This is a genomic window from Anaerostipes faecis, assembly GCF_910574135.1.
GTDB classification, from domain to species: domain Bacteria; phylum Bacillota; class Clostridia; order Lachnospirales; family Lachnospiraceae; genus Anaerostipes; species Anaerostipes hominis.
Genome location: NZ_CAJSYK010000015.1, coordinates 40,241 through 67,134, shown reverse-complemented (window position 1 = coordinate 67,134; position 26,894 = coordinate 40,241). Strand labels below are relative to the sequence as shown.

General features: G+C 47.7%; 27 protein-coding genes. 17 read left to right on the top strand and 10 right to left on the bottom strand.

Annotation, left to right across the window (positions count from 1 at the left end):
* The first annotated feature begins 20 nt into the window (after window positions 1-20).
* A complete protein-coding gene (locus tag QGT46_RS11215) occupies window positions 21-848 on the top strand; it encodes an undecaprenyl-diphosphate phosphatase (protein WP_301590877.1) in 828 nt (275 codons plus the stop codon).
* Between the two features lie 105 nt (window positions 849-953).
* Here the strand turns inward: QGT46_RS11215 and QGT46_RS11210 are convergent, their stop codons facing one another.
* Together QGT46_RS11210 and nox are read right to left on the bottom strand one after the other, a co-directional pair.
* On the bottom strand, window positions 954-2,204 hold the full coding sequence (locus tag QGT46_RS11210; RefSeq protein WP_024728494.1) for a [Fe-Fe] hydrogenase large subunit C-terminal domain-containing protein: 1,251 nt from the start codon (window positions 2,202-2,204) through the stop codon (window positions 954-956).
* A gap of 11 nt (window positions 2,205-2,215) precedes the next feature.
* On the bottom strand, window positions 2,216-3,556 hold the full coding sequence (gene nox / locus QGT46_RS11205) for a H2O-forming NADH oxidase (RefSeq protein WP_301590874.1): 1,341 nt from the start codon (window positions 3,554-3,556) through the stop codon (window positions 2,216-2,218).
* 189 nt (window positions 3,557-3,745) lie between these two features.
* On the opposite strand from nox, the gene QGT46_RS11200 reads away from it, so the two are divergent.
* Window positions 3,746-3,889: an amidohydrolase family protein gene (locus QGT46_RS11200; protein ID WP_301590872.1), complete on the top strand. Its 144-nt coding sequence runs from the start codon at window positions 3,746-3,748 to the stop codon at window positions 3,887-3,889.
* 4 nt (window positions 3,890-3,893) lie between these two features.
* Here the strand turns inward: QGT46_RS11200 and QGT46_RS11195 are convergent, their stop codons facing one another.
* A complete protein-coding gene (locus QGT46_RS11195; RefSeq protein ID WP_330655822.1) occupies window positions 3,894-5,012 on the bottom strand; it encodes a zinc-dependent alcohol dehydrogenase in 1,119 nt (372 codons plus the stop codon).
* Window positions 5,013-5,129: 117 nt separating this feature from the next.
* Between QGT46_RS11195 and QGT46_RS11190 the strand changes: the two genes are divergently transcribed.
* The 3 genes from QGT46_RS11190 (at window position 5,130) to QGT46_RS11180 (ending at window position 7,902) form a co-directional block, all read left to right on the top strand.
* Window positions 5,130-6,254, top strand: a complete 1,125-nt coding sequence (locus QGT46_RS11190) for a DUF6070 family protein (protein WP_301590870.1) — start codon at window positions 5,130-5,132, stop codon at window positions 6,252-6,254.
* A gap of 62 nt (window positions 6,255-6,316) precedes the next feature.
* Window positions 6,317-7,099, top strand: a complete 783-nt coding sequence (locus QGT46_RS11185) for a 4Fe-4S dicluster domain-containing protein (protein ID WP_301590868.1) — start codon at window positions 6,317-6,319, stop codon at window positions 7,097-7,099.
* Window positions 7,096-7,902: an MBL fold metallo-hydrolase gene (locus QGT46_RS11180; RefSeq protein WP_148459596.1), complete on the top strand. Its 807-nt coding sequence runs from the start codon at window positions 7,096-7,098 to the stop codon at window positions 7,900-7,902. The genes QGT46_RS11185 and QGT46_RS11180 overlap by 4 nt, the downstream gene beginning before the upstream one ends.
* A gap of 9 nt (window positions 7,903-7,911) precedes the next feature.
* Here QGT46_RS11180 and QGT46_RS11175 read toward each other — a convergent pair whose 3' ends face one another.
* Window positions 7,912-8,427, bottom strand: a complete 516-nt coding sequence (locus QGT46_RS11175) for a ferritin-like domain-containing protein (protein ID WP_024728488.1) — start codon at window positions 8,425-8,427, stop codon at window positions 7,912-7,914.
* Window positions 8,428-8,557: 130 nt separating this feature from the next.
* Between QGT46_RS11175 and QGT46_RS11170 the strand changes: the two genes are divergently transcribed.
* Genes QGT46_RS11170 through QGT46_RS11160 form a run of 3 tightly spaced genes read left to right on the top strand, consistent with a single transcriptional unit; the run spans window position 8,558 to window position 12,973 of the window.
* Window positions 8,558-9,475, top strand: coding sequence for a cation diffusion facilitator family transporter (locus QGT46_RS11170; RefSeq protein ID WP_024728487.1), 918 nt, complete (start codon window positions 8,558-8,560; stop codon window positions 9,473-9,475).
* The gene (locus QGT46_RS11165) at window positions 9,472-11,202 is read left to right on the top strand and encodes an ABC transporter ATP-binding protein (protein ID WP_024728486.1); all 1,731 of its coding nucleotides are present in this window, start codon (window positions 9,472-9,474) and stop codon (window positions 11,200-11,202) included. Before QGT46_RS11170 ends, QGT46_RS11165 begins: the two co-directional genes overlap by 4 nt.
* On the top strand, window positions 11,195-12,973 hold the full coding sequence (locus tag QGT46_RS11160; RefSeq protein ID WP_301590864.1) for an ABC transporter ATP-binding protein: 1,779 nt from the start codon (window positions 11,195-11,197) through the stop codon (window positions 12,971-12,973). The genes QGT46_RS11165 and QGT46_RS11160 overlap by 8 nt, the downstream gene beginning before the upstream one ends.
* 50 nt (window positions 12,974-13,023) lie before the next feature.
* On the opposite strand, the gene QGT46_RS11155 is transcribed toward QGT46_RS11160, so the two are convergent.
* Window positions 13,024-13,806 carry an HAD family hydrolase gene (locus QGT46_RS11155; protein WP_270432288.1) on the bottom strand — a complete coding sequence of 261 codons (783 nt, stop codon included), beginning with the start codon at window positions 13,804-13,806 and terminating at the stop codon, window positions 13,024-13,026.
* Between the two features lie 143 nt (window positions 13,807-13,949).
* On the opposite strand from QGT46_RS11155, the gene QGT46_RS11150 reads away from it, so the two are divergent.
* From QGT46_RS11150 to amrS, 5 genes are all read left to right on the top strand, one after another.
* Window positions 13,950-14,411: a LytTR family DNA-binding domain-containing protein gene (locus QGT46_RS11150; RefSeq protein WP_270432286.1), complete on the top strand. Its 462-nt coding sequence runs from the start codon at window positions 13,950-13,952 to the stop codon at window positions 14,409-14,411.
* Window positions 14,408-15,103, top strand: a complete 696-nt coding sequence (locus tag QGT46_RS11145) for a LiaF transmembrane domain-containing protein (protein ID WP_024728482.1) — start codon at window positions 14,408-14,410, stop codon at window positions 15,101-15,103. The genes QGT46_RS11150 and QGT46_RS11145 overlap by 4 nt, the downstream gene beginning before the upstream one ends.
* A 405-nt stretch (window positions 15,104-15,508) precedes the next feature.
* Window positions 15,509-15,652 carry a hypothetical protein gene (locus tag QGT46_RS11140; protein ID WP_301590861.1) on the top strand — a complete coding sequence of 48 codons (144 nt, stop codon included), beginning with the start codon at window positions 15,509-15,511 and terminating at the stop codon, window positions 15,650-15,652.
* 20 nt (window positions 15,653-15,672) lie between these two features.
* Window positions 15,673-17,058, top strand: a complete 1,386-nt coding sequence (amrA, locus tag QGT46_RS11135) for an AmmeMemoRadiSam system protein A (RefSeq protein ID WP_301590859.1) — start codon at window positions 15,673-15,675, stop codon at window positions 17,056-17,058.
* A gap of 4 nt (window positions 17,059-17,062) precedes the next feature.
* On the top strand, window positions 17,063-17,890 hold the full coding sequence (gene amrS, locus QGT46_RS11130) for an AmmeMemoRadiSam system radical SAM enzyme (protein WP_301590857.1): 828 nt from the start codon (window positions 17,063-17,065) through the stop codon (window positions 17,888-17,890).
* Window positions 17,891-17,932: 42 nt separating this feature from the next.
* Here the strand turns inward: amrS and QGT46_RS11125 are convergent, their stop codons facing one another.
* Window positions 17,933-18,376, bottom strand: a complete 444-nt coding sequence (locus QGT46_RS11125; protein ID WP_301590855.1) for a hypothetical protein — start codon at window positions 18,374-18,376, stop codon at window positions 17,933-17,935.
* A 175-nt stretch (window positions 18,377-18,551) separates the two neighbouring features.
* Between QGT46_RS11125 and QGT46_RS11120 the strand changes: the two genes are divergently transcribed.
* The 3 genes from QGT46_RS11120 (at window position 18,552) to QGT46_RS11110 (ending at window position 22,985) form a co-directional block, all read left to right on the top strand.
* Window positions 18,552-19,544, top strand: a complete 993-nt coding sequence (locus tag QGT46_RS11120; RefSeq protein WP_270432277.1) for a hypothetical protein — start codon at window positions 18,552-18,554, stop codon at window positions 19,542-19,544.
* A gap of 597 nt (window positions 19,545-20,141) precedes the next feature.
* The gene (locus tag QGT46_RS11115; protein ID WP_301590854.1) at window positions 20,142-20,297 is read left to right on the top strand and encodes a hypothetical protein; all 156 of its coding nucleotides are present in this window, start codon (window positions 20,142-20,144) and stop codon (window positions 20,295-20,297) included.
* A gap of 669 nt (window positions 20,298-20,966) precedes the next feature.
* The gene (locus QGT46_RS11110) at window positions 20,967-22,985 is read left to right on the top strand and encodes a penicillin-binding transpeptidase domain-containing protein (protein ID WP_301590852.1); all 2,019 of its coding nucleotides are present in this window, start codon (window positions 20,967-20,969) and stop codon (window positions 22,983-22,985) included.
* On the opposite strand, the gene QGT46_RS11105 is transcribed toward QGT46_RS11110, so the two are convergent.
* The 4 genes from QGT46_RS11105 to QGT46_RS11090 all read right to left on the bottom strand — a co-directional run bounded on the left by QGT46_RS11105 (window position 22,963) and on the right by QGT46_RS11090 (window position 25,288).
* Complete coding sequence (locus QGT46_RS11105) at window positions 22,963-23,964, bottom strand: penicillin-binding transpeptidase domain-containing protein (protein ID WP_301590850.1); 1,002 nt, start codon at window positions 23,962-23,964, stop codon at window positions 22,963-22,965. The two genes, QGT46_RS11110 and QGT46_RS11105, sit on opposite strands and share 23 nt — an antisense overlap.
* Window positions 23,939-24,370: a hypothetical protein gene (locus QGT46_RS11100; protein WP_301590848.1), complete on the bottom strand. Its 432-nt coding sequence runs from the start codon at window positions 24,368-24,370 to the stop codon at window positions 23,939-23,941. Before QGT46_RS11100 ends, QGT46_RS11105 begins: the two co-directional genes overlap by 26 nt.
* Window position 24,371: 1 nt before the next feature.
* The gene (locus QGT46_RS11095; protein ID WP_024728471.1) at window positions 24,372-24,758 is read right to left on the bottom strand and encodes a BlaI/MecI/CopY family transcriptional regulator; all 387 of its coding nucleotides are present in this window, start codon (window positions 24,756-24,758) and stop codon (window positions 24,372-24,374) included.
* A gap of 86 nt (window positions 24,759-24,844) precedes the next feature.
* Window positions 24,845-25,288, bottom strand: coding sequence for a MarR family winged helix-turn-helix transcriptional regulator (locus tag QGT46_RS11090; protein ID WP_301590845.1), 444 nt, complete (start codon window positions 25,286-25,288; stop codon window positions 24,845-24,847).
* Between the two features lie 235 nt (window positions 25,289-25,523).
* Between QGT46_RS11090 and QGT46_RS11085 the strand changes: the two genes are divergently transcribed.
* A complete protein-coding gene (locus QGT46_RS11085) occupies window positions 25,524-26,891 on the top strand; it encodes a citrate/2-methylcitrate synthase (RefSeq protein ID WP_148459611.1) in 1,368 nt (455 codons plus the stop codon).
* Window positions 26,892-26,894 lie beyond the last annotated feature (3 nt).

The window sequence follows — 26,894 nt, the reverse complement described above, 5'->3', positions numbered from 1 at the left end:
ACATGTAAGGGAGATAAATTATGAATGTAATAGAAATCGTAAAGTCGATTGTGCTCGGTATTATCCAGGGAATCACAGAGTGGCTTCCGATCAGCAGTACGGGCCATCTCATTCTGTTTGACAACATATGGCCAATGGCTTCAAGCCCGGAGTTTTTTGAAGTATTCAAAGTAGTCATCCAGTTCGGGTCTATTCTGGCGGTTCTGGTTCTGTTTTTTCACAAACTGAATCCATTTTCTCCGCAAAAGAGCAGAAGAGAAAAACGGGATACGTATAACCTTTGGAAAAAGGTCATCGTAGGGTGCATACCGATTATTATCGTAGGGCTTCCGCTGGATATGATATTGGAAGATTATCTATCGGGTGTCTATGTAATAGCGGCAACTTTGATCTTGTACGGTATTGCATTCATTGTCATTGAGAGCAGAAACAGGCGTCCATCCATGCGGTCACTGGAGGATCTGACTTATAAAGCGGCGTTTTTTATTGGATGTTTTCAGGTACTTGCGGCAATTCCGGGGACATCCAGGAGCGGTGCAACGATCCTGGGAGCCGTGTTATTGGGCTGCTCCCGTTATGTTGCCAGTGAATTTTCATTTTTCCTGGCAGTTCCGGTCATGGCCGGGGCCAGCGGTCTGAAACTGATCAAATATTTTCTGAAGGTAGGAATGTTTTCAGGCAGTGAATGGCTTCTTCTGACTGTGGGAACCGTGGTTTCCTTCTTAGTGTCCATCCTGGCAATCCGTCTGCTGCTAAGTTACATCCGAAAACATGACTTTAAGGTCTTTGGAGTTTACCGGATCCTGCTTGGTATCGTGGTAATTGTATACTTTGGATTCCTGGCATAATAATGAAAGAAACAAGTTTGGAATAAATAAAAAATGCATCTGTTACAGATTTCATTTTTCTGTAACGGATGCATTTTTAATGGGAAATATATATTTTTTGTATTTTTAACTATTTGCAAAATCTCTGGTAAACATGTCGCTCTTTTCCACAAACTCCTCCATATTTTTAAAACCAAGGCGGTGGAGAAGTTCCATCACATACGGATTGTCAAGGGGTGTTTTATATGGTGCTTCTTTTCCGTAGGTCTCTACATTTCTTTTTCCCTTGTCCTTATCAATGATGATTTTAGGCCCGCCGACACATCCGCCTCTGCATGCCATTCCCTCGAAAAAGTTGGCGTCTGTCTCGCCCTTTTGGATCTGTTCGATCATGGCCTTGCATGCAGGGACGCCGTCTGCCTGCTGTGCACGGACCGGAACTTCCCTTCCCGGACTGAGTTTTTCCACAGTAGACCTTACGGCCTCGCTGACGCCGCCGGTGTGGGCATAGATCCTGCCCGCCCTGGAGGAATGTTCCCTGTCGTTGTCGGCAAGTTCTTCCGGCCGTATCTCGGCCGCGTCGAAAATATCCTGTACTTCCTGAAATGTCAGTACATAGTCCACTGCATCTGCAATGTCCGGTTCCCTGGCTTCTTTCTTTTTTGCGATACACGGGCCGATGAATACTGTAACCGCATCGGGATGAATATGCTTTACCGCCCGCCCTGCCGCGATCATCGGGGAGACTGCTCCCGGCACGTGGGGGATCAGTTCATGGTAGATTTTGCGGATCATGGCGATCCAGACCGGACAGCAGCAGCTGGTGAGTTGGAAATCATCTCTTGAATTGATATGCTTGTCAAATTCCAGAGCCTCCTTCAGAGTCAGAATGTCTGCAAAGACCGCTACTTCCACCATTCCTTTGAATCCGGCGGCTTTCAGTGCACTTCTCAGCTGTCCTGGGGAAGCATTTTCATACTGGCCTACGAAAGCAGGGGCGATCAGGGCATAAACATCTTTTTCTTTACTGCGCACTTCTTTTAACACGGGGAAGATATCCTTGCTCTCTGCCAGCTTATCCAGCCTGCATGACTCAATACAGACACCGCATCCGCTGCATTTATCCGGATCGATAGCCAGCTTTCCGTCAACCTCTTCTATGGCGTCAAAAATACAGCTGTTTTTGCATGCCCTGTCATAGGCACAGCTCTCACATGATTCCGTGTGGATGACCGGGGCATACTGGTCCGGATTTAAAAGGCAGTCAAGCTGATGAGGATCATAGTCAGCCTCGCTGATATCTTCATTTTTCATTTGTTTTTGAAGCAATTCTTTGTAGAGTTCATGGAATGATGTTAATTTTTTTACTTCCGGCATATGAATCACTCCTATTCTGCATTCAGTGCGGCCATAGTGATATAATTGTACGGCTGATTAAAATGCGGAAGGAAAAACAGGTCGAACAGTTTTAACTTATCAATGGTGACTTTTTCCTGGATGGCCATAGAAAACAGGTGGATCGCCATGGAGATATCATAGTCGGAACAAAGCTGTGCACCGAGGATTCGTCGGGTCTTTTTGTCATAAACGATGCGGATCACGACCTTATAGTTGTCCTTCTCCATAAACCCGGCTTTCTGCCAGTCCTCATAATCTGTGGCGGCGGCATCAAAACCGAGTTTTTTTGTTCGCTCCAGGGAAAGCCCGGTGCTTACCATGTTTAAGCCCCAGATGCTGATCCCGTTAGAACCCTGTACCCCCGGGGATTTCAGCTCTGTACCGCAGGCGTTGTGGGCGGCAATGATCCCGGAACGGACCGCATTGGTGGCCAGTGCGATATAATCCGTATCCTCGATGGCATTATTGTAAACGGTGGCACAGTCACCCACGGCATAGACGTCCGGACGGCTGGTCTGCTGCATGAGATCCGTAAGATAGGCTCCGTTGTTGTGGAACTGCTTAAGCTGGCCGTTTCCGAGTTTTGTGTTGGGGCGGAATCCTACACAGAATATGACCATGTCGGCGTCGTAGGTGTTTTGGTCTGTGACTATTTTATCGACTTTCCCGTTTCCTTCCAGCTGTTTTACTTTCTCTCCAAATGCAAGGCGGATTCCGTGGTCAGACAGCTGCTTTTCCATGCGTTTGCAGAATATATCGTCATAGTAGGCGGAGAGACAGGTGTCTGCGCAGTCAATTAAAGTGACTTCTCTGCCGTTTCTCTGAAAAGCCTCGGCAAGTTCCACGCCGATATATCCGGCTCCCACTACGGCGACTTTCTTGATGGATGTATCCTCAAGCTTTTCAATGACTTCTGCCGCATTCTGATAGAGCTTTACAAACTGGACATTTTCAAGACTCATGCCCGGAAGCTGGGGGCCTACCGGAGTAGAGCCTGTGGCAAGAATTAGCTTGTCGTAAGGGTACTCACAGTCTTTGCCGGCAGCATCTTTCGTATAGACGACCTTGTTGTCAAAATCTACGGAATTGACCGAGGTCTCCATATAGATCTTTGCGCCCTTCCCTTCCAGGATTTCTTTGCTGGAATAAAACAGCCCGTCAGGCCCGGAAATCTGTCCCCCGATCCAGAGAGCCATCCCGCAGCCTAAGAAACTGATATTGGAATTGGCGTCAAAGGCGGTGACGTCCACATCCTTATAATTGTCGAGTATCGTATTCAGCGCTGCGGTACCTGCATGATTCGCACCGATGACAATAATTTTTTTTGGCATAATCCTTATCTCCTTTATATCTGATAACACTTGGTATAATAATCAGTATGCCAAAAAAAGAAAAAATTATTGATTAGAGGAGGAATAAAACGATGCTGATCTTAAACGGGAAAATCCTTCCTATGGAAGGAGAAACTATAGAACACGGCTATGTGCAGACGAAAGGAAAGGTAATAAAAGAACTGCCGTGTGGATGACCGGGTCGGAAGCCTGAAACCCGGGAAGGATGCGGATCTCGCAGTATTTTCCGACAATCCGGTGAGTACCCTTACCAAGACGCTCTATACAGTCATCGACGGTCAGATCGTTTACCATGAAGGAGATAAGAGTTAGGGTTTTAAGATGACCTTGATGCACTCGTCCTATTTTTTGTCGAAGATTTTGTATGCGTGTTTCCCTTTACTAAGAGGAAGGCGGTGTGTGATGATATCGGTGGCGTCAAAGGAACTGTCTGGGATTGGGAAAGAATAGGGTCCACATATTTCTGTGCAGGGCACTGTTCCATTCTCAGCGTGATATTCCGGTCAAAAAAGTTGCCCAGAGGGAATAGATTGTATCTTTCACCGTAGACACCGATTATTGTCACGGTTCCGCATTTTCTCACCGCTTCGGATGAGATCTCGATGGCAGACTTGGAGCCGGCCTGGAGTTTAAGGGCGGATTCCACTTTTTCTACAACTGACATTTTCCCGTCCATACCCACGCAGTCGATGACAACATCGGCGCCGCCGTGGGTTTTTTCTTTGATCTCCATTCCCGTGTTGTCGTAGTCCTTAAGATTCATGACCTCGGCACCGTAGGATGCCGCATGCCGCAGCCTGTAGTCTACGCTGTCCACGGCAATGGCACGTTCTGCACCCAGTAAAAAGGCCCATTTGATTGTCAAAAGGCCGACTGGGCCGCAGCCTAAAACTACGACGGTATCTCCCGGTTTCATCCCGCTGATATCCACGGCCCATCTGGAGGTGGGAAGGATGTCAGTCAGGAATAAGACCTGTTCATCCTCAAGCTCATCCGGTACTTTTACAGGCCCTACATTGGCGTAAGGAACCCGCAGATACTGTGCCTGTCCTCCCGGATATCCGCCGAAGGCATCACTGTACCCGAACAGGCCGCCGGCACCTCCGTTTGGATTGGAGTTATCGCACTGGCTGTACTCGCCGTGTTCGCAGAAAAAACAATGTCCGCAGGCAACCGGGAACGGGACAATGACCCGGTCGCCTTTTTTGACTTTGGTCACTGCTTTTCCGGTTTCCACTACAATGCCCATAGTCTCATGCCCCAGAATAAAACCGGGATTCAGGGCAGGCAGCCGGCCGTGGATCAGATGGAGATCAGAGCCGCAGATAGCCGTGGAGGTCACTTTGACAATGATATCATCTTCCTTTTCAATCCTGGGGTCCGGAACCTTTTCTACTCCCACATCTTTTACACCGTGATAAACAATCGCATCCATAGTTTTTACCGTCCTTTCAGAAACAATGTTTTCTTTTTAATATGGCTTTTCTCTCGCACGGCTATACTTGACATTAAAGTCTTACGGATGTAAGATTTTATGGAGGAGACGAAAAAGATGAGAATAAAAAAGATGTTGATTTTGCTGATGGGATGTCTGGGATTCCTCTCCGCATGCAGTACAGAGCCAGATAAAAAAACGGAAAAAATATCAGAGAAGATCAAAAAAGAACTTTTTGCGGCGGCAGACTGCTATCAGACGATTTATGCATCCGCAGACAAAGGGAAAGGCATGAATCCTGTGCTGGGAAAAGGGGAGATCCACAGAATTGTTCAGCGGCTCGGAACATGCGGATATTCTGCCGCGTGTATGGAAAATGACTGTGATATGCAGAATGGACGGACAGTGGAGAAAGCTTTGCGGAAAGCCGGAAAGGGTGGGAAGACTTCCGCCGTATTTTTCTGTATCACCAGATCAGGGGGAATACACAGATATGAACTGAAGCCGAAAGGAAAGAAAGCGGAATTCACAGACGCCTATCTGGACTGGAACAAACAGGGGAATCCGGCAGTATCCTATGTAAAAAAAGAGGAAGCATCCTCCTGGAGGCTGACGAAGAAAGGATGGCTGATCTGGGAGACCAAACATACAGAAAATGAGGAGATGGATACCCACAGTATGATCCGCATCCGTCCCCTCTCAAAAGAATACCGTAGATTTTGCAGGAGATATATTGAACCGGTGGGTTACAGAGGAAATAATCTGTTTCTTACCGACTGGGATGAAAAACAGCCGGGGAAACTTTATATGAATGATCTCTATGAGTATCTGTACCGTATAGAGACCGGCAGATATTTTGACGGGGACAACGGGACAAAAGGAATACTGTCAGAAGAATTTGAACTTCTGCTGCAAAAATATCTTCCGTTTTCAAAGAGACAGATGCGTGCACTGGCAGACAGAGGCGAAGACGGAACACGTTATCTGTGGGAGCCTTTAAGGTGCGGAAACTTAATTCCCCAGAGTATGCCGGTTCCTGAGGTGATCCGGGCAGAGTATAAAAAAGACGGAAGGATCATCCTCACCGTGGATGCTGTTTTAAAACAAAAGGGGACGGACTGCCTGTTCCGCCATAAGGTGACCTTAAAAAAATCCGAGGACGGCAGAGTGCGGTATATCAAAAATCAGATCAGGAGCTCAGATAAAGAGAGAGTTTTAGATTATCAGAAAAGGAACCGATAAAGCTGTCAGACGGGAAGGTTTTCTGTTATAATAGCAGAAAGTGAAGACAGGAGGTTTTGAGTATGGAAATATCAAAAGTGACGGAAGTATTCTTCAGCCCTACATACAGCACGGAACGCATTGTCAGACTGATTGGTGAAGCGTGGGAAGAAACTCATCAGGAGATCGAGCTTTCCAGAATACCAAAGGAAGGGGAAGTACACGAATTTGGAGCACAGGACCTGGTGATCTTCGGAGTTCCGTCCTACGGGGGAAGAGTCCCGGCTCCGGCTGCAGAGCGGTTTCGAAACTTAAAGGGACAAAAGACACCAATCATCCTTCTGACCGCATTCGGAAACCGGGACTATGACGATACTCTTCTTGAGATGAAAGACCTGGCAGAGGAGCAGGGATTTGTTCCTGCGGCAGCCGTGGCTGCAGGGGCGGAACATTCCATTATGCGCCAATATGCAGAAGGAAGGCCGGACAGCCGGGATAAGAGTGAGCTCACGGACTTTGCGGTGAAGATTCGGGAAAAGATAGAGCAGACAGAAGATACAGAAAGGGTCTCAGAGCTTTCCGTGAAAGGAAACCGGCCGTACCGGGAGTACAATGGCGTTCCCATGAAGCCTTCTGCCGGAAAACAGTGTAAGAAATGCGGTCTCTGTGCCCGTCTCTGTCCGGCCGGCGCCATACCTGCAGAGCATCCGGAAGAGACAGTGAAGAAAATGTGCATCTCCTGTATGCGGTGTATTGCCGTTTGTCCGGAACATGCAAGGAGCATTAGCAGACCGATGCTCCTTGCAGCATCTATGAAACTGAAAAAAGAGTGCAGTGAACGAAAAAGGAATGAATTGATCATATGAAGCCAGAACTGATTATGCTCGGGACCGGGCATGCAATGGTTACCAAATGTTATAATACATGTTTTTCCATCCGCAACGGCGAGGAATATTTCCTCGTGGATGCAGGAGGAGGGAATGGAATCCTTTTAAGGCTTGACGAAGCTCAGATTCCATTTGAACAGATCCGCAGTATGTTCCTGACCCATGCTCACACGGACCATATCTTAGGCGCCGTCTGGATCGTCCGGAAAGCGGCGTCCATGATGCTTTCGGAAGCTTATCACGGGCATTTTACCATCTACTGCCACGAGGAGGCCGCAAAGATCCTGAAAGAGATCTGCCGGCTCACATTGGCAGAAAAATTTTTGAAGTTTTTGGGCGGTAAAATACGGATACAGGAAGTAGAAGACGGAGAAGAGATGGATATCTCAGGGATGCACGTCCGCTTTTTTGACATACATTCCACGAAGGCAAAACAATTTGGATTTCGTGCAGATTTGGAGGAAGGCATTTCACTGGCATGTCTTGGTGATGAACCGTACAACAGCATCTGCAGACCTTATGTGGAAGGAGCGGACTGGCTGCTTTGTGAGGCATTCTGTTTATATGGCATGAGGGATATATTCCATCCATATGAAAAGCACCACAGCACAGCGTTGGATGCCGGGAATCTGGCCGAAAAACTCAAAGTCAGAAATCTGGTGCTTTACCATACGGAGGATACCGATTTAAAGAACCGGAAGAAGCAGTATACAAGAGAAGTGAAACTGCTGTACTCAGGGACTGTCTATGTGCCCGATGACCTGGAGGTACTGAAGCTGTGACAGAAAATGTCAGCAGCCAAGAACACTCAGATAATGCCGGAAGATCTGTACATGGACTTTTTCATCCATGGCGATCCGGTTTAGCACGGCGCAGACAAACGGGTCCTGTATCTTAGAGGCAGTCTCCAGATAAAAGCTGGCGGCCGCCTCTTCTGCTTCCATGTTGCTTTTCAATGCCTGGTGAAGATCCTTTGTATAATCAGGGGCGTCTCCACTCCAGCATTGGCAGGGGTCTTCGGCGAATCTCGGATCGCCGCCCAGAAGGGAGACCAGTGTGCCGAGCATCTGCATGTGGTGCATTTCCACCTTTGCTATTTTCATCAGAGTATCGGCCAGTGAGGAATACTTTTTGAAGAAGATCCAGTTTTGATAAATGTATGTGGTGACAGCAGTCAGTTCGCTGGACTGGGCTCTCAGTGCAGGCAGTATCATTTCCGCATACCGGGGGTTCCGCCGGGCTGCTTTTACAGGCGGATAGGGATGGGGATCTGTGACCGCCGGATGGTAAGAATCACAAAATGTCATATGAAAAATCCTTTGCTGTTTCAGTTGTTTTTATAATATGCACGCCCGGCCGGACGGTGAATCTTTATAGTACATTTCAAAGGCATATGCATATTCTATAAGTACTCAGATTTGAAGGGTGTAGGGACCGGTGAGACAGCAAAGAAAAGAACGGATAGCCATGAAAGTGTCTGTCAACAGTATTTTTGTAAACCTGGTACTGTCAGCATTTAAATTATTTGCCGGCATTGCGGCAAGATCCGGCGCCATGATCTCGGATGCGGCCCACTCCGCATCCGACGTGTTCAGCACGATCATTGTCATGGCAGGGGTTGTCCTGGCTTCCAGGGAAGCAGATGAAAAACATCAGTACGGTCACGAACGGATGGAATGTGTGGCGGCGGTCCTGCTGGGCGCAGTGCTGTGCATAACGGGGCTTTTCATAGGAGCTGCCGGGCTTCAGAAGATTTTTGCGGGGGATCAGGGAAAACTTGTGATCCCTGGAGCCCTGGCCATGGCGGCCGCCCTGATCTCCATAGCCGTCAAAGAGGGGATGTACTGGTATACGAGGAATGCAGCCAGGAAAATAGATTCTGCTGCTCTGATGGCGGATGCGTGGCACCACCGCTCCGACGCCCTATCTTCCGTCGGCAGCCTTATCGGTGTTCTGGGAGCCAGGATGGGGTTTCCAATTCTGGACCCTCTGGCAAGCGTGGTGATCTGCATTTTTATTGTAAAAGCGTCCTACGACATTTTTGCAGACGCCGTGCGCAAAATGATCGATGAGTCGTGCAGCAGGGAGACGGTGGAACAGATGAGAAGCGTGATTCTTGACCAGCCCGGGGTCAGGGGGATTGACGATATCCGAACGAGAAAATTCGGGGCCAGGGTATATGTGGATGTGGAGATCTGCATGGACGGAAATCTTCCGCTCAGGAAGGCTCACGATACGGCGGAGAAGGTCCACTTAAAAATCGAGGAAAAGTTTGCACCGGTGAAACATTGTATGGTACACGTAAATCCCGTCAAGAATGAAGATGGGGGAATGAACGAGGAAACGACAAAATGAAACTAATTTTATCTTACTTGAAACATTATAAAAAAATGTTTGCACTGAATGTATTTTCGGTATTCGGCTTTGCTCTTGTGGAGCTGGGGATACCGACCATCGTAGCGTGGATGATCGACCGGGGCGTAACGGAAAAGGACACGGCTTTTATTTTTGAGATGGGAGGAGTGATCCTTCTTGTCTCTCTGCTTGGAACCGCGGGGACGATCCTGCTGGGCTACTGCTGTTCCTATCTGTCTACCTCCATCACAAGGGACATCCGAAATGACATGTTTGAAAAGACGCAGGAATTTTCACACAGGGAATTCAAAGAATTTGGGACGGCATCCCTTATTACGAGAACGACCAACGACGCTTTCCAGATCCAGATGTTTTTAAATATCCTGTTCCGCACCGCCCTGATGACGCCGGTGATGACCGTCGGCAGCATCGTGCTCGTGCTGAAAGCTTCTTTAAGTCTTTCTATGGTGATCCTGGGAACTATACCTTTTATCGTTGTGGGAGTGATCATCGTGGCAAAACGCTCTGAGCTTTTAAGTGAACGCCAGCAGTCCTCGCTGGAATGGATCAACCGCATTTCCAAGGAAAATATCAGCGGTATCCGGGTCATCCGGGCATTTACCAACGACAGGCATGAAAAGAAGCGCTTTGATGAAGCCAACAGCGCCTATATGGGATATTCCAAAAAGCTGTTTAAACTCATGTCTGTCACCCAGCCGGCCTTCTATTTTCTCATGAATTTAGCCGGTATGCTCATTTACTGGATCTCCAGCATTATGATAGAGCAGGGAGGGCTGAACATCGGACAGCTGGTAGCCTTCATGGATTATCTGTTCCATGTGATGTTCTCTATCATGCTGTTCTGCCTGGTTTTCATGATGTATCCCAAAGCGGCGGTCAGTGCCAGGAGGATCACCAGGATCTTCGACGCTGTGCCGGCAGTTGAAAATACTTCGGGAGAAGGAGGCAGCCCTATCCGCATCGATGAGATCACGTTTGACCATGTAACCTTTGCATACCCGGACGGGGAGGAAGCAGTGCTCACCGACGTGTCATTCACTGTGAAAAAAGGAGAGACTATCGCCTTTATCGGCAGTACGGGTTCCGGAAAAAGCACTCTGATCAATCTTGTCCCCAGGGCTTATGATGTGTCCGGCGGAAGGATTTTGGTCAATGGGACAGACATCAGAGATATAGATCTTAGTTCCCTGAGAAATTCTATCGGGTTTATACCGCAGAAGGCACTGCTTTTCTCCGGAAGCATCGCAGATAATCTCAAGTTTGGAAAAGAAGATGCCTCTTTTGAAGAAATGGAGGAGGCGGCAAGAACTGCCCAGGCATATGATTTTATCATGGAAAAGGGCGGGTTTGACGTACAGATCACGGAAAATGCAACCAATGTATCCGGCGGACAGAGGCAGAGGCTTTCCATTGCGCGGGCACTTGTGAGAAAACCGGAAGTCTATATTTTCGATGATTCTTTCTCTGCTCTTGATTTCAAGACAGATGCAAAGCTCAGAAAAGAACTGAAAAAGGTTTTAAAGGATGCGGTCATGATGGTCGTAGCCCAGAGAATCACCAGCATCATGGATGCAGATAAGATTATGGTGCTCAATGAGGGACGGGTCGCAGGAGCCGGAACTCACAGAGAACTGCTGGAAAGCTGCAGGATTTATCAGGAGATCGCTGCATCCCAGCTGGATAAGGAGGAACTGGCCGATGATTAAGAAAATAAAACAGGCGGGTGCGGTGACAGGCAGACTCAGGCCGTTTATCGCTCCTTATAAATGGGGATTTATCGGAGCGGTTGTGATGACGGTTGTCAGCGTGGCCGCCATGACCTCGGCACCAAGGATCGAGGGAATGATCACTACCCGGCTGGCCAAAGACGCGGCACAGATCGCAGGGAAAGTACCCGGCGCGGGAGTCCGGTTTGATGTGATCGTGAGAATCCTTGCAGTACTTGCGGCTGTCTATATTATAAAGATGGCATCCCAGGTCATTAGTATGTTCCTGCTGACCAATTCCATCCAGAGCGCAATGCATGATATGAGAAATGCGGTGCAGGATAAGATCCGAAGGCTGCCGGTGAAATATTTTGATACCCACAGCTTTGGAGATACTTTAAGCCGGGTGACAAATGATATCGACTCGGTATCCAACGGTTTGCAGCAGAGTTTTACCCAGGTCATCAGCGGAGTCCTGACGCTCATCCTGGTCCTTGTGATGGTATTTACCATCCAGCCAGTGATGGCATGGCTGGTCGTGCTGATCATTCCTGTCAGTATTTTGATCAGCGTGGCTGTGGTAAGGAAAAGCCAGAAGCACTTCAAGGCTCAGCAGGACTCTCTTGGAGAACTGAACGGGACGATAACAGAGCTCTATACGGGATACAATGAGATTCTGCTGTTCGGAAGGCAGCAGTCTTCCCGGGAGCGGTTTAAAGAGATCAACGGAAGGCTCCAGAAGCATGCTCTGAAAGCACAGTTTGTATCTTCCATGATGAGTCCGCTGATTTCTCTGACTGTATATCTCTGTATCGGAGGTGTGGCAGTATCCGGGACTGTCTTTGTAATACAGGGGATGCTGACCGTGGGCAATCTCCAGGCTTTCATCCGCTATATCTGGCAGTGCAATGAACCCCTCTCTCAGGTGGCTCAGCTCTCAGCTCAGATCCAGGCGGCATTTGCAGGGATGAAAAGAATTTTTGAGATCCTCGATGAACCCGAGGAGATTCCCGATCCGGAACCGGGAACCTGTATCTCCGATGTAAAAGGAGAGGTTTCATTTGAGCATGTGGCTTTTGGATACGGAGATAAACCGGTCATAAAGGATTTGGATATTCATATAAAAAGTGGCCAGATGGTCGCCATCGTGGGTCCTACCGGGGCCGGGAAAACAACCATCATCAACCTGCTGCTGCGTTTTTATGACACAGACAGCGGAAGAATCCTGATTGACGGCGTGGATATCAAGTCCATGAAAAGAGAAGACTTAAGAAGCATGTTCGGCATGGTCCTTCAGGACACATGGCTGTTTTCCGGAACAATTTATGAAAACATCCGGTATGGAAGGCTGGATGCCAGAAAGGATGAGGTGATCGATGCGGCCAAGACGGCAAATGTCCATCACTTTATCCGGACGTTGCCGAAAGGATATGATATGGAGATCGACGAGGAAGGAAGCAATATTTCCCAGGGTGAAAAACAGCTTCTTACGATTGCGAGGGCAGTGTTAAAGGACCCGAAAATATTGATTCTGGATGAAGCTACATCTTCCGTGGATACAAGGCTCGAAAAGATACTTCAGGAAGCCATGCATAAGCTGCTGGCCGGAAGGACCAGCTTTGTCATTGCTCACAGGCTGTCAACCATAAAAAATGCAGACCTGATTCTTGTGCTGAAAGAAGGCCGGATCGTGGAGACCGGCACACACACGGAACTGCTAGAAGAAAGAGGATACTACGAACAGCTTTACCACTCACAATTTTCCACATAAAAAAATCACCAGGCCGTATTTTGTCAGGTCTGGTGATTTTTATGCTTGGATTAAAGCGGGCAGTTCAGTACTTTCAAGTGTTTCAGGGCATGGAAAATCCCATCCTCTTTATAATGCCGGGTGACGTAATCTGCGGCTCTTTTCGCTGCCCGGGTTGCGTTTTCCATGGCAACGGCCGTACCGGCGGCCTCAAACATGTGAACGTCATTGTCTCCGTCTCCGAATGCATAGCTGTCATCCTGTGAAAAGCCGAGAGCACTGGTCGCATAGGCAACAGCATGTCCTTTGTTGAAGGATACGCTGGAGACATCGGCGGAGCCGTCAAAGTGGTCATTGATGATATATTTGCCGTCAAAATTCTGCTTGATCGTCTTTAGATGTTCCGCATCCCTGTAGATGATATCAAATGCATAGGCCCTGACATCCCGGATGTCCCAGCTCTCTTCATGGATTACATCGATGGATTCGTATGGTCTCGTATGTCCGTACAGATACAGCGGATTGCCGTGGTATACGACACCGTCTCCGAGGAGACAGTAGGAGCACTGGGAAACCCTGCACAGCTTAATGATTTCTTTCAGTTCGGCGACGGTAAAGCTGTTGTCCAGCAGGACGCTTCCCTCGTGCTCTATGCGTCTGCCGTTTGCGGCTATAAATCCGTCGGCCAGCCCGGAAAACATATGCCTGATATAGCCGGCAGGCCTTCCTGATGCGATCATGACCGTGTGCCCTTTTAACCTCAGTTCCCGAAGGGCTTTCTGATTCGAGGGAAGGATGTCTTCCTGATCCGCAAGGGTTCCGTCGATATCAAAGAAAAAAATTTTTTTGGACATAGTATGATACCTCCATTCTGATTGCAGTTATTATACCATATATGCAGAGTAATGTGTCACTTACCCTCTGTTTTTTACCACTTGGCTGTTTTTCATTTACAGCCTCACGGCCTCTGCTATAATAAAGACGTGGAGATGAAAAGATGAAGATACGGATTGAAATTGATGAAAATTTAATGGAAGAAGAGGTCATCATCCGGTGCGCCGGTTTAAATGACATCGTCCGGGAAGTGCAGAAAGCGGTCTCGGAGGCAGCATCCGGGACACAGACGGCCATGTTTTCCAAGGGAGAGCAGGAGTACTATTTTCCCCTGTCCAAGGTTCTGTTTTTTGAGACAGACGGAAACACCATCAACGTGCATACGGCGGATGATATCTACGAGACCAGGTACCGGCTGTATGAACTGGAGGAGATGCTTCCGGGATCCTTCATGAGGATCTCAAAGTCGGCAGTTGTCAACACCAACAGGATCTATTCCATCAGCAGGGGGATGTCAGCTTCCGGCGTCATACAGTTTGAACATACCCATAAGCAGTTGTATGTGTCGAGACTTTATCTGAAACCGCTGAAGCAAAAATTAGAAGAAAAGAGGATCGGAAGATGAGAAAAGAAAAGATTTTCTGGGGATTGTTTTTTATCTTTGGAGCAGTGTTCATTATTTTTGGAAGACTGGGGTACCTGAGAGAAGTCAGTGTATTCAGCCTTATGCTGACTATATTTTTTGCAGCCATGCTGATCAAAAGCCTGATGCATCTGGAGTACACGGGAATCCTGTTTTCCATTGCATTTCTCTGCATTATTTATGCAGGGCCGCTGGGAATCACCGCTGTCACGCCATGGCCGGTATTAGGAGCTGCACTCCTGGGAAGCATCGGGTGTCATCTGCTGTTTCCTTCCAGGAAAAAGAGATGGAAGGAATGGCACAGAGATGAGCCGTTTGAGTCAGTCATTGACGAGGAGGACGGAACTGCTGTCTGTCACAGAACTACATTCGGTTCTGCCGTCAAGTATGTAAATTCTGATCATTTCAAATACGCACAGTTTGACGTAAGCTTCGGAGAGATCAAGGCTTACTTCGACAATGCAGGAGTAGAGGGCGGAGATGCCGAAATCAATGTGGACGTATCGTTTGCAGGGATGGAGCTTTTTCTGCCGAAAGAGTGGACGGTGATCAATCAGGCCAGCGCTGTCTTCGGGGCTGTGGATGAGAAAAACAGGAACCACGGCGACGGTACGATACGGATTAGACTGACCGGAAGAATCAGCTTTGGGGGAGTCACGATCATCTATGTATGACATCTTCCACATGATTTCCGTTCGGCTCTTAGAATGCCTCACTCTAACCATGTAAAAATGGACATAATGGCTGCCGAACAAGTATTGTCAAGTAAATTGGACGCAGTATCTGCCAGAGAAAGCAGATGAATAAAGAACACTATTACAGAATGGTTCCCTTCTGCTGAAAGAATTCCTTCTGCCGCAGATATTATATGGAAAATATCGTATGAAAACAGCTGGTTCATCCGGCTGTTTTTTGCGTTTCTCTTCTTGTTTTGTGTTATAATTAATAATATAGTGTAAATTGGAAATAAGAACGGAAATATTTGGAGTGCAGTAACGGGGGAAATGTGATGACAGGAAGAGACACTATTTTAATCGTTGATGATATGGAGATAAACCGTGTCATCCTCCGTGGAGTGTTTGAAGCAGATTACAATTTTCTTGAGGCAGAGAACAGACAAAGCTGTCATGAACGTATGGACGGAGGCAGATGCATCGCTGATCCAGTGGGGAGAAAAAGATGCATGTATGCTGTCCTGCCATAATATTACCAGGTATAAATAACATAGAAAGGATGATGAAAAATGGCTGTAATTGGTGCATTTATGGTACCGCATCCCCCGCTGATCGTTCCCGAGGTGGGATGCGGAAAGGAGCAGGCGGTGGCAGACACCGTAAAAGCTTACAGAGAAGCCGGAAAAAAGATCGCCTGTCTTGCCCCGGAGACAGTAGTGATCGCCACACCCCACTCTGTCATGTATACGGACTACTTTCACATTTCTCCGGGAGACGGGGCCCGGGGGGATTTCTCACAGTTTGGAGCCGCAGAGAGCCGGATCTGTACCGCCTATGACCGGGAAATGACAGAGCTGATCACGAGGCTGGCGAAAGAAGACGGATTTATGGCAGGCACTGCGGGAGAGCGGGAGAAACAGCTGGATCACGCGTCCATGATTCCTCTCTATTTCATACAGCAGAATTATCAGGAGTTTCAGACTGTCAGGATCGGCCTTTCGGGTCTTTCTCTTTCTGACCATTATACAATGGGGCAGTATGTGAAAAAGGCGGCAGACAGCCTTGGAAGAAAGACAGTTTTTATTGCCAGCGGAGATTTGTCCCACCGACTGATGGAGGACGGGCCTTACGGATACTGTGAGGAAGGTCCCCGGTATGACAGCAGGATTATGAAGACTATGGAAAGCGGAAATTTTCTGGAGCTTTTTGAGTTTGACGAGGAATTTCTTGAGAAAGCAGGAGAGTGCGGCCACAGGACTTTTGTGATGCTGGCCGGAGCCCTGGACGGCACGGCCGTGAAAACGGAAAAACTGTCTTATGAGGGGCCGTTTGGCGTGGGATACGGGGTCTGTGCCTTTGAGCCGCTCAGGGAGGATCCGGACCGGAAGTTTAAGGACGAGTATGTGAGGCTTCAGAGAAAGAAGGCGGAGCGAAGGCAGGCCAGAGAAGACTGTTTTGTGCGTCTGGCGAGACTGTCACTGGAGTCTTATGTGAGAAACGGAACCGCCATAGGAGTTCCGAAAGGGCTTCCGGAAGAACTTTTGAGCAACCGGGCAGGTGTCTTTGTCTCTCTGAAGAAAGAGGGAAGGCTGAGAGGCTGTATCGGCACTATTTGTGCAACGAAATCTTCTGTTGCTGAGGAAATCATACAAAACGCGGTCAGCGCCGGAGCCAGAGACCCGAGATTCCCCCCTGTCAGGGAGGAAGAACTGGATCAGCTGGAATACAGTGTGGATGTCCTCGGAAAGACTGAGAAGGTAACATCAATGGAGGAACTGGATGCCCAAAAATACGGAGTCATCGTAACACGGGGAGGGCGGAGAGGGCTTTTGCTCCCGAATCTTTCCGGTGTGGATACTGTGGATGAACAGATTGAGATTGCAAAACAAAAAGCCGGGATCGGAGAAGAGGAATCTGTACAGATCGAGCGGTTTGAAGTCATAAGGCACAGGTGAGAAGATGAAAGAGACATGTACGGTATGCATGCACCGCTGCAGGCTGAAACCAGGCCAGTTCGGGAGATGCGGGGCCAGGAAAAATGTAAACGGTATGATCGTGTGTGAAAACTATGGCAGGATTACTGCCCTGGCTCTGGATCCTATCGAAAAGAAACCGCTTTCCATGTTTTATCCTGGGAGTGTCATACTGTCTGTGGGAAGCTTCGGATGCAACTTAAACTGTCCTTTCTGCCAGAACTATGACATTTCCATGGAGAATGCAGATGAGGCGGAGACGGTCTTTCTGGCACCGGAGAAGCTTGCACTCAAGGCTTCGGAACTCAGGGCCAGAGGCAACATCGGAGTCGCATATACTTACAACGAACCGCTGATAGGTTATGAATATGTGAGAGATGCGGCAAAAATAGTAAAACAGTACGGAATGAAAAATGTTCTCGTGACCAATGGCACCTTTTCAGAAGCCGTGGAAGAATCGCTGCTCCCTTACATTGATGCGATGAATGTGGACTTGAAAGGCATAAGAGAAGAATATTACAGGAAATTGGGAGGAGATCTGGGCGCGGTACAGAATTTTATAAAAAAAGCGGCGGACAGATGTCATGTGGAACTTGCAGCACTGATCGTTCCCGGAGAAAATGATACGAGGGAAGAGATGAAGGAGATGGCCGCCTGGGTGGCCTCTGTGAATCCGGAAATTCCGCTTCACGTGAACAGGTTTTTTCCGAGATGGAAAATGGCGGACAAGAAGGCCACGGAAGCCGAACAGGTCTACCGGCTGGCAGAGACAGCGAGAGCTTATTTGAAATATGTATTTGTGGGAAATTGCTAAGAGAGAACAGCGGGACATGGTCCTTGCTGTTCTCTCTTGTGTTCAGGCATCATATGCCGCAATGCTCACGGCCCCCGTAATACTGAAGGCTTTTGGGGATTCGGGATAGCTCACCCGGAAACTCAGGGAAGCCGGGCTGTGCAGGGCTTTATCTGTGATAAAACAAGCCGATGCCGATGCGATCCCGTCTGAGGCGGCGGGGGAAAAAGAAGCATATAAAAGCGCGGGCTTGCTGTTGATGCACGGAAGGATACGAAAATACTTCCAGCTTCCGGGACCGGCAATAAAATGATAGCTCACAAAGTAAAACGAAGACGGCATCAATATGGCTGTATGTTCATCTGCCTGTCTGATCTGTCCGCCCTGTTCAAAGACCTGGAACATGGGAAGGAGACTTTCGGAGGCAGAATCGGCATCAATACTATATTGGGCACAGGAGGGCAGATGGCTTCCCGGGGGTTGGCAGGAGACAGTAAAATGATTCAAAACATCACATCCATAATTTGTCTTTCTATATTTTATGGTCCCGGGAAAAATGTGTGAAAGAAAAAACGAGGGAGAAGATTCTTCATAGAAAAAAGTATGTTGTATACAGGTAGGAAGGTCACGTATTCTATGGTAAAATAAAAAAAAGATGTACAGTTTAGAAAAGAGGTGCAAGATGGAGCAGAAAAATGAAATGAAATGGACCATTCTGAAAAGTTCTGCACAAGGTTTATTGGATTGCCTTCATTGTTATACGAAGAGCCAGCTTTTAGAGATTGCCTCTTTTTATGGAATGGACGGCACACGGTACAGGAAGCATGAACTGGCGGAGAAACTGGAAGCCGAGATTTTAGCCCAGATGCCTGCTGTTTTAAAATACAGCTCTTCTGAAGACTTGAGAGGACTGAAACTGCTTTTGAGTGAACCGGACGGGCCGGATGGGGAAAGCGCCGGCATCTGGACATACCAGAAAAGAGGCTGGCTTTTTGTATTCGGTGAAGACGGCGGGAGGAAGTTTGTTGTGCCGCCCGGGGTAGAAGCAAAGATCGTAAGATTTTTGTCCAATGCAAAAAACAGGAAGACAGTCGTCCACAACCAGGAGTTGTACCGGTATGCAAGAGCTCTGGCTCATTTGTACGGCGTTTATGAAAAAAAACAGCTGATGAGGGTGTGGGAAGAGTTTCACAGCACACCGCTCAAGAAAGGGGAGCTTTCCAGATTCCTGAAAATTACCGAAAAAGTCTACGGAGATTACCGTGTCGAAGGGCGCTACGTGATCTCCTCCAAGATTTCGGATACCAGGGTCTGCTTAAACCTTATGAATGAGGTGAAAAACCTGCCGTATTACATACCCGATCAGGAGGAAATCCGTCTGTATTATGAAGAGTATGTGGATGTAGATGCGCCTGAGTACAAGGAACTGAGAAGGTTCCTGGAGAAAAGGAAACACAATCCTCTGTCGTTTGCGGAGCTGATGACAGCGCTGGAAGACAATCTGCTCTTAGGAGGCGGTGTCTCTCAAATGTTCAGTCTGATGAAAGACGCCGGTATTTTTCTGAATGAGACACATGAAAAAGAGGAATTTCTGGCCTGCTGCGCCCGCTGGCAGAAACGCACCCGGCAGTGGAGATGCCGGGGCTTTACGCCGGAAGAGATCATCGAAGAATAAGAAGTACAGAGCCTTCTATGGCCTCCGTTGTCTGATGCAGCGGAGGCCATATGATTTGTCAGTTTTATTCTGTGCGGGAATTTTTCGGTTTGTTTTGCTTTTCTTCAGGGAATCGGCAGAAGTCAGAAAGGGGCATAGGACGTCCGAAGAGATAGCCCTGTATGCCTTCGCGCTGCAGAGTTTTGATAATTTCAAACTGATCCTGTGAGATGGAAGAAAAATCGGATATGACAGGCTTTTGATTGCAACAGGAGCGAATAGCTTTATTCCGCCGATTGGAGAAATGCGAACAGCCAATAATGTGTTTGGACCGCATCCTGCCGATTCAGCTCATTGAAAAGGTGGGAAAAGTCTACAAAGAACAGTTTGAGGCACATGGCTGTCAGTTTATTCTGGGGCAAAAGTCATGGATATACATAAGAATAGTGAAGGGGCAATTGACGCAGTTTTTTTCATAGGAAAGTTCTACGACCTTCCTTATGAAATAAAAACGCTCCGCGGGTTGTGCACAGATGCGTAAGGAAATTATTTGCCTGCGGCAAATTGCATCTGGCACGCAAAGTTGTCAAGCCCCTCAAAGAGTGAGGGGTTGGGGCGTTGAAGTGGGCTTGCCCACTTTGTTCCGAAGATGGAACCAGACTGGACTGTGATCCGGTGAGTGTGGCAGGACTCTCAGGAGTCTGGTCAAATGCTATGAAGCAGGCACAGGCAGTGGTTCCATGTGTCCGTTGCAGATTTCTTTGTTGTGGATGAGAAAGGAAAATATTTTTATCAGTTATCTTAAAGTTGTCTTAAATATCAGTTTCTGCCAGCCTGTCTTGATGTTATAATAGAACTATCAATGGTACAGTTCAGTTACAGCACTTGATTAAAAGGTTGATACAAAGAGAAATTGAACAGAAAAATAGCAACTATTGATATGAAAACAGTATAACAAATGTTAAAACAGCAGACAAAATTAAGAGTTAGATTATATGCATGTTTATCAAAAGACAACGGGGACACTGACAAAGAAAGCAACAGCATTACCAACCAGTTACAGATGTTACGCTATAACGCAAAAGAAAAGGGCTTTATAGCTTTCTGTACCGAACAGGGCGCTTGCCGGAACTGTTCAGATACAGAAGTTCGTATGTATCTATATCTGCAACATAGATCATTTCTGTGATATCATCGATTTATTTAAACACGATCGTCCTCCTCTGCCCCCTTTTATTCTTAACCTGTCTTTTTATATTCAGCTGCGGCAAATACTGTACTTGTCATTATACAACAGATTTTGCCGAATTCTCAGTCGTTTACTGTAAAAAACGCAAAATATGCGTTACATTTTGAACAGACTGGTTTACCTTGACACATATATCCTACATGTGTAAGATATAGATGATATTGATACCTGAAGATCAGGAACAGGAGGTATTTATGAAAAAGACAGGGATTTTTATACTCGGAGCGGCAGCGGCACTTGGCATTGCCGCATATGCTCTCTGGAATTATTTTGGCACAGGACGCCCAGGAGATGTACTTTCCGAGTATGTTTCGTGTATTGAGAAAAAAGACTATGGGACGATGTATGGACTGTTAGATAAAGGCAGTCAAAAGGAGATCTCAAAAAAAGAGTTTATACAGAGAAATCAAAAGATCTATCAGGGGATAGGGGCTAAAAATATGAAGGTTACTGTGGATAAAGATTCAGAGGGAGATAAGGTTTCCTATCACATGTCCATGGATACGATCGCAGGCAGGATTTCTTTTGATCACCAGGCTCATTTTGAGAAAGAGGGAAGAGATTACCGTCTCAAGTGGGATGACAGCTTAATCTTTCCGGACATGGAATTCACAGATAAAGTTCGTGTCACGAAATTAAAAGGGAACCGTGGAGCAATCTACGACCGAAATGGGAAAATGCTGGCGGGAAAAGGAAAAGCCGCATCTGTGGGACTCGTGCCGGGGAAAATAAAAGACCGGAAAGCTTCCGTATCCGGTTTGGCGAAACTGCTTGGCATGAAGGAAGAGGATATTGATAAGAAGCTTCATGCATCCTGGGTTGCAGAAGATTCTTTTGTACCGGTAAAGAAAATGACGTCTGCCGGAGAAGCAAAAATAGAGAAGAAGCTGTTAAAAATACCCGGCGTGCTGGTGTCTTCAGAGGACAGCAGAGTGTATCCGTACGGGAAGAAGGCATCACACCTGACCGGATATGTCCAGGAGATCAGTGCAGAAGAGCTGGAAAAAAAGAAAGATCAGGGGTATGAGCAGGGACAGCTGGTGGGGAAAAGCGGCCTTGAAGTATTGTATGAAGAACAGCTCCATGAGACGGACGGATATAAGATATCGATCCTCAATGAGGACGGCAGAGAGAAGAAGGTGCTTGCCGTAAAAAGGGAAAAGAATGGGGAAGATATTTATACAACTATCGATGCGAGACTTCAGGAAAAAATTTATGACCAATATAAAGACGATAAGAGCTGTTCCGTGATGATGAATCCGAAGACAGGGGAGGTCCTGGCCCTGGTCAGCACTCCGGCTTACGACAGTAATGACTTTGTGCTGGGGATTCCCGCGGATCAGTGGGAGGAACTGAACAAAGACAAGGCAAAACCGCTCTACAACCGTTTCCGCCAGAAATGGGCTCCGGGATCATCCTTTAAGCCGGTGGTGGCCGGGATGGGCATGAATACAGGGAAACTGAAGCCCAATGAGGATTTCGGATACAGCGGGCTTTCATGGCAGAAAGACAACAGCTGGGGATCTTACAAAGTAACGACCCTGCATACATATGAGAATGCAGTGCTTGAGAATGCACTGATTTATTCCGACAACATTTATTTTGCGAAGGCAGCGTTAAAGATCGGGGCCAAAGACTATGCGGCACAGGCAAAACATCTCGGGTTCGGCCAGGAACTGCCCTTTGACATTAAGATGGCAGTGTCTCAGTTTTCAAATAATCAAAAAAGCATTGATTCAGAAGTCCAGCTGGCTGACAGCGGGTACGGCCAGGGCCAGGTACTTGTGAATCCAGTGCATCTGGCATCGATCTATTCGGCCTTTGTCAACAAGGGCAGCATGGTACGTCCATATCTGCTGTATAAGAAGAAACCGGAGCCAGAGTACTGGATGAAAGACGCATTTTCAGAAAAAACGGCGGAGATCATCAAAAAAGACCTCATCCAGGTCATTGAACACCCGGACGGCACCGGACACGGAGCCAGGACTCCCGGCGTGAAGCTCGCCGGAAAGACCGGGACCGCCGAGATTAAAGCGAGCAAGAGCGATACTTCCGGGACAGAGCTTGGCTGGTTCGGGGTTTTTACTGCCGGAAAGAGCGAAAAAGAGCCATGGCTTTTGATCACCATGGCAGAAGATGTGAAAGAACGCGGAGGCAGCGGATATGTCGTGAAGAAGACTCTTCCGGTGATCAAAGCGAAAGAGAACGAATAATCTTTAAGGCAGTCTGAGCCGCTTCCTTCCCCGATGCGCCGTCGCGGCCTTTGATCCTCAGGGCAAAGCAGTAAGTATTATCTTTGGTTTTCAGAATACCGATGAACCATCCGTTTATGTCATGGCCGTCTATACAGCCAGTCCCGGTTTTTCCATACAGGATGCGGCCGGGGCCGCAGTTGAGCCGGATGGAATTTCGGACTGCTCTGGCCGTTTTTTCAGAGCAGCCGAGCCGGTTTTGATCAAAGTCTCTGAGCAGCATGACCTGTTCTAAGGGGGAGATCTTCAGAGAGGACTCCAGCCAGAAAGAAGTGATTCCGCCGGAAATATCCTCATTGCCGTACCGGATGCGTCTGAGTGTTTTTTTCAGTGCTGTCTTCCCAAGTCTTTGATCCAGGGTCTGGAAGTACCAGTTGACCGAGGAGGACATGGCGCTGTCAAGAGTCTGGTCTTTATTCCAGGATGAAAATGGATACTGCTTTTGGTCCCAGGCAATCTCAGATTTGCCGGGGGAGATCACGCCGGCATCCAATGCGGCCAGAGCGCTGTATATTTTATAGGTGGAATCCGGGGAGACTCTCTGCCGGCTCATTTTTTCGTTGTATATGCTGTACTGGTTTTTATTTTCATCATATAGGACAAAACAGCCCTCATTTTCCGGAAAGAAAGTAGACAGATCCACCGGAACGAATGGCCGGTCAGGTTTCCCGGATACGGAGTCCGCCAATAAATTATGATTCTGAACGAAAGGCGAAAACAGGAGCCAGAGGATCAGCAGGAGAGAAAAACCTGCAAGCTGCGTTTTCTTTGACGGCCTGCGGTAGGAGGCGATGGCCGTGATGCGCTGTTTTAGCTGGGAATAGCTGCCTCCGATGCCCGAGGAAACGAAAAATATCTCCCGGGAAGACAGGTATCCTGCAAAATTCAGGATCGTGTGGCCGTAAGAATTCCATTCATGCTGTCTTATATGATTCAGCACGGACGCAATGATACAAAAAGATTATTGTCATGGCGGCAGCGCCGGCGGCCCAGATCCAAAACAGGGCAGTAAAGACCGGGCCGGGGACAGCTGCTCCGGCGGATACGGCATAGTCTCTGATTTGTCCGGCAGAGCCTGATGCGGCGGAGACAGTGGAGGTCTGTACAGCCTGCCTGGGAGCATTTTTCATAAAACTGCTGACAAAAGAGCAGAGATTCGCTGATCCGGGCAGACGGACGGGAAGAAAGAAAAGGAGGGCGCAGAAACAGTAAAGATACCAGGTCATATGCCGATACTGCGCCGTCAGACAGTGCCGCAGCAGCTTTTGTCCTGCCAGGATCACAGGGACGATAAGAGCAAGAAACAGGCAGTGGAAGAGAAAATTCTCCATCAGCGCTTGGTACATTTTATTCATCCTCCTTGTCAAGTTCCGTATCCAAAATCTCTTTTAATTCACGAATCTCCCGGGCTGTCAGCCGGTCTTCTTGTAAGAAATTCGATACAAGTGAACTGAAACAGCCGTCATAAAAGCGGTTGAGAAAAGAAGCTGTCTCCTGCTTTAAGATCTCTTCCTCCTTTACCAGGGGAGTATAGAAAAAGGCTCTGCCATGCTTTTCGTAGGTCAGGGCTCTTTTTTTGACCAGTCTTGAGAGAAGGGTCTGGACGGTCTTCGGACTCCAGTCATTTTGGGCGGCCAGAAGCTTTGTCACCTGGGGTGTGCTGATCGGCGCATGGGCCCACACGGTTTTCATCACTTTGTATTCGGCATCTGATATCTGGGGAATCGGTTTCATAGGTCCTCTCCTTTTAATCTTACAAATGTAGTATATGAAATTATATCACAGGATTTTATAAAAAGCAAAGCCGGAACCATGCAGCACTATGGTTCCAGCTTTTTTAAGATGTTTAAGGTTGTCTGGGCCGCCTGTTTTAAATCGTTCAGATCCTCTTCCGGCAGCCGGTCAAAGGACTGCTTCAGATGATTGATAAAAGCCTGTTTTGCTTTCTGTGTCATACATGTGCCCTTTTGGGAAAGCCGGATGTAGACATATCTCCGGTTTTCCTCATCCATGTAACGCTCCACCAGACCTTCCTTTGCCAGGGGAGCCACTGCCCGGGTAGTCTGTTCTTTTGACGATCCGATATATTTGGACAGCCTGGACATCGTAAGGCCGGGTTTAACTTCCAGCGCAAATAAGACAGACAGCTGGCTTTTTGTCAGATTCAGCTCCTTCATATCCAGGGAACTGAAAATCAGTTTCCGGCACAGAGGGAATATTTCAAACAGAGATACGGCGATCCCCGTTGATTCTGCCTGATTCATGTTTTATACTCTCCTTAATTTTTCTTTTATATTTATTCCTTGAACAAAAAAAGCTGTCCAACGATCGTTTTTTAACACTATTGGAGGAACGCATTTTAAAGCGTGACGGAAATAGTGCTAAAAACCTCATATTTATAGTATAGTGAGTTCTTTGATAAGTGTCAATCGTTGACAAAAATCAAATATTGAGGTATGATGAAAAGAAATACTAGGAAATGTAAAGGAGGTATCCAGAATGAAATACAAGAAGACGAGCAGCATTATCAGAGAGTATACAGATTCCTATTCTAAGCTGTGTACGGAGAGCTGTACGGTTCCGAAGGAGCTGTATTCCCAATACGGTGTAAAGAGGGGACTGAGAGATGAAAACGGTACGGGCGTCCTGGCGGGACTCACCAATATTTCATCAATCCAGGCGTATGAAGAGATTGACGGGAAAAAGGTACCGTGCGACGGGCGGCTCCTGTACCGCGGCTATGATATTATCGACCTCACAAAGAATTTTGTGCAAAACCGCAGGTTTGGTTTTGAGGAGACTGCATATCTTCTGCTGTTCGGGCAGCTTCCAGACGAAACTAAGCTGGCAGAATTTAAAAACGTCCTTTCACTCTGCAGGACACTTCCCAGAAATTTTACCCGCGACGTTATCATGAAAGCGGCCAACGCTGACATTATGAACTCTTTGACAAAGAGTGTGCTTAATCTTGCGTCCTATGATCCGAAGGCGGCCGATATCTCAATGCCGAATGTACTTCGGCAGAGCCTGATGCTGATCAGCGTATTTCCGATGCTGGCAGTCTACGGCTACCATGCGTATAATCATTATGTAAAACAGGAGAGTTTTTATATCCACCGGCCGGACGAAAGGCTTTCTGCAGCTGAGAATATTTTGAGGATGCTCCGTCCGGACATGAAGTATACAGAACTGGAAGCCAAGGTACTGGACATCGCGCTTGTGCTGCATATGGAGCACGGAGGAGGAAATAACTCCGCATTTACGACCCATGTGGTCACATCCGCAGGGTCTGATACATATTCCGTCATCGCGGCAGCCTTATCTTCTCTGAAAGGACCGAAACACGGCGGCGCCAATATCAAGGTCGTACAGATGATGCATGATCTCAGGAAGCATGTAAAAGACGTCAAAGACGAGGATGAGGTGAAGGCATATTTGCTGAAGCTGCTGAACAGAGAAGCTTTCGATAAGAAGGGTCTGATCTACGGCATGGGACATGCGGTGTATTCGATCTCCGATCCGAGAGCGCTGATCTTTAAGAGCTTTGTGGAGAAACTTGCGAAAGAAAAGGGCCGGGATGATGACTTTGCACTTTATTCGTCAGTGGAAAAACTGGCAACTCAGGCCATTGCGGAGGAGAGGAAGATCTACAAAGGCGTCAGCGCCAACGTAGACTTTTACAGCGGATTTGTTTACAGCATGCTGGATATTCCGCTGGAATTGTTCACACCGATCTTTGCCATGGCGAGAATCGTCGGCTGGAGCGCCCACAGGCTGGAGGAGCTTGCCAACGTGGATAAGATCATACGCCCTGCCTACAAGAGTGTGGCAAAAGAAAAGAAGTATATTCCCATGCAAGAGCGCTGATTT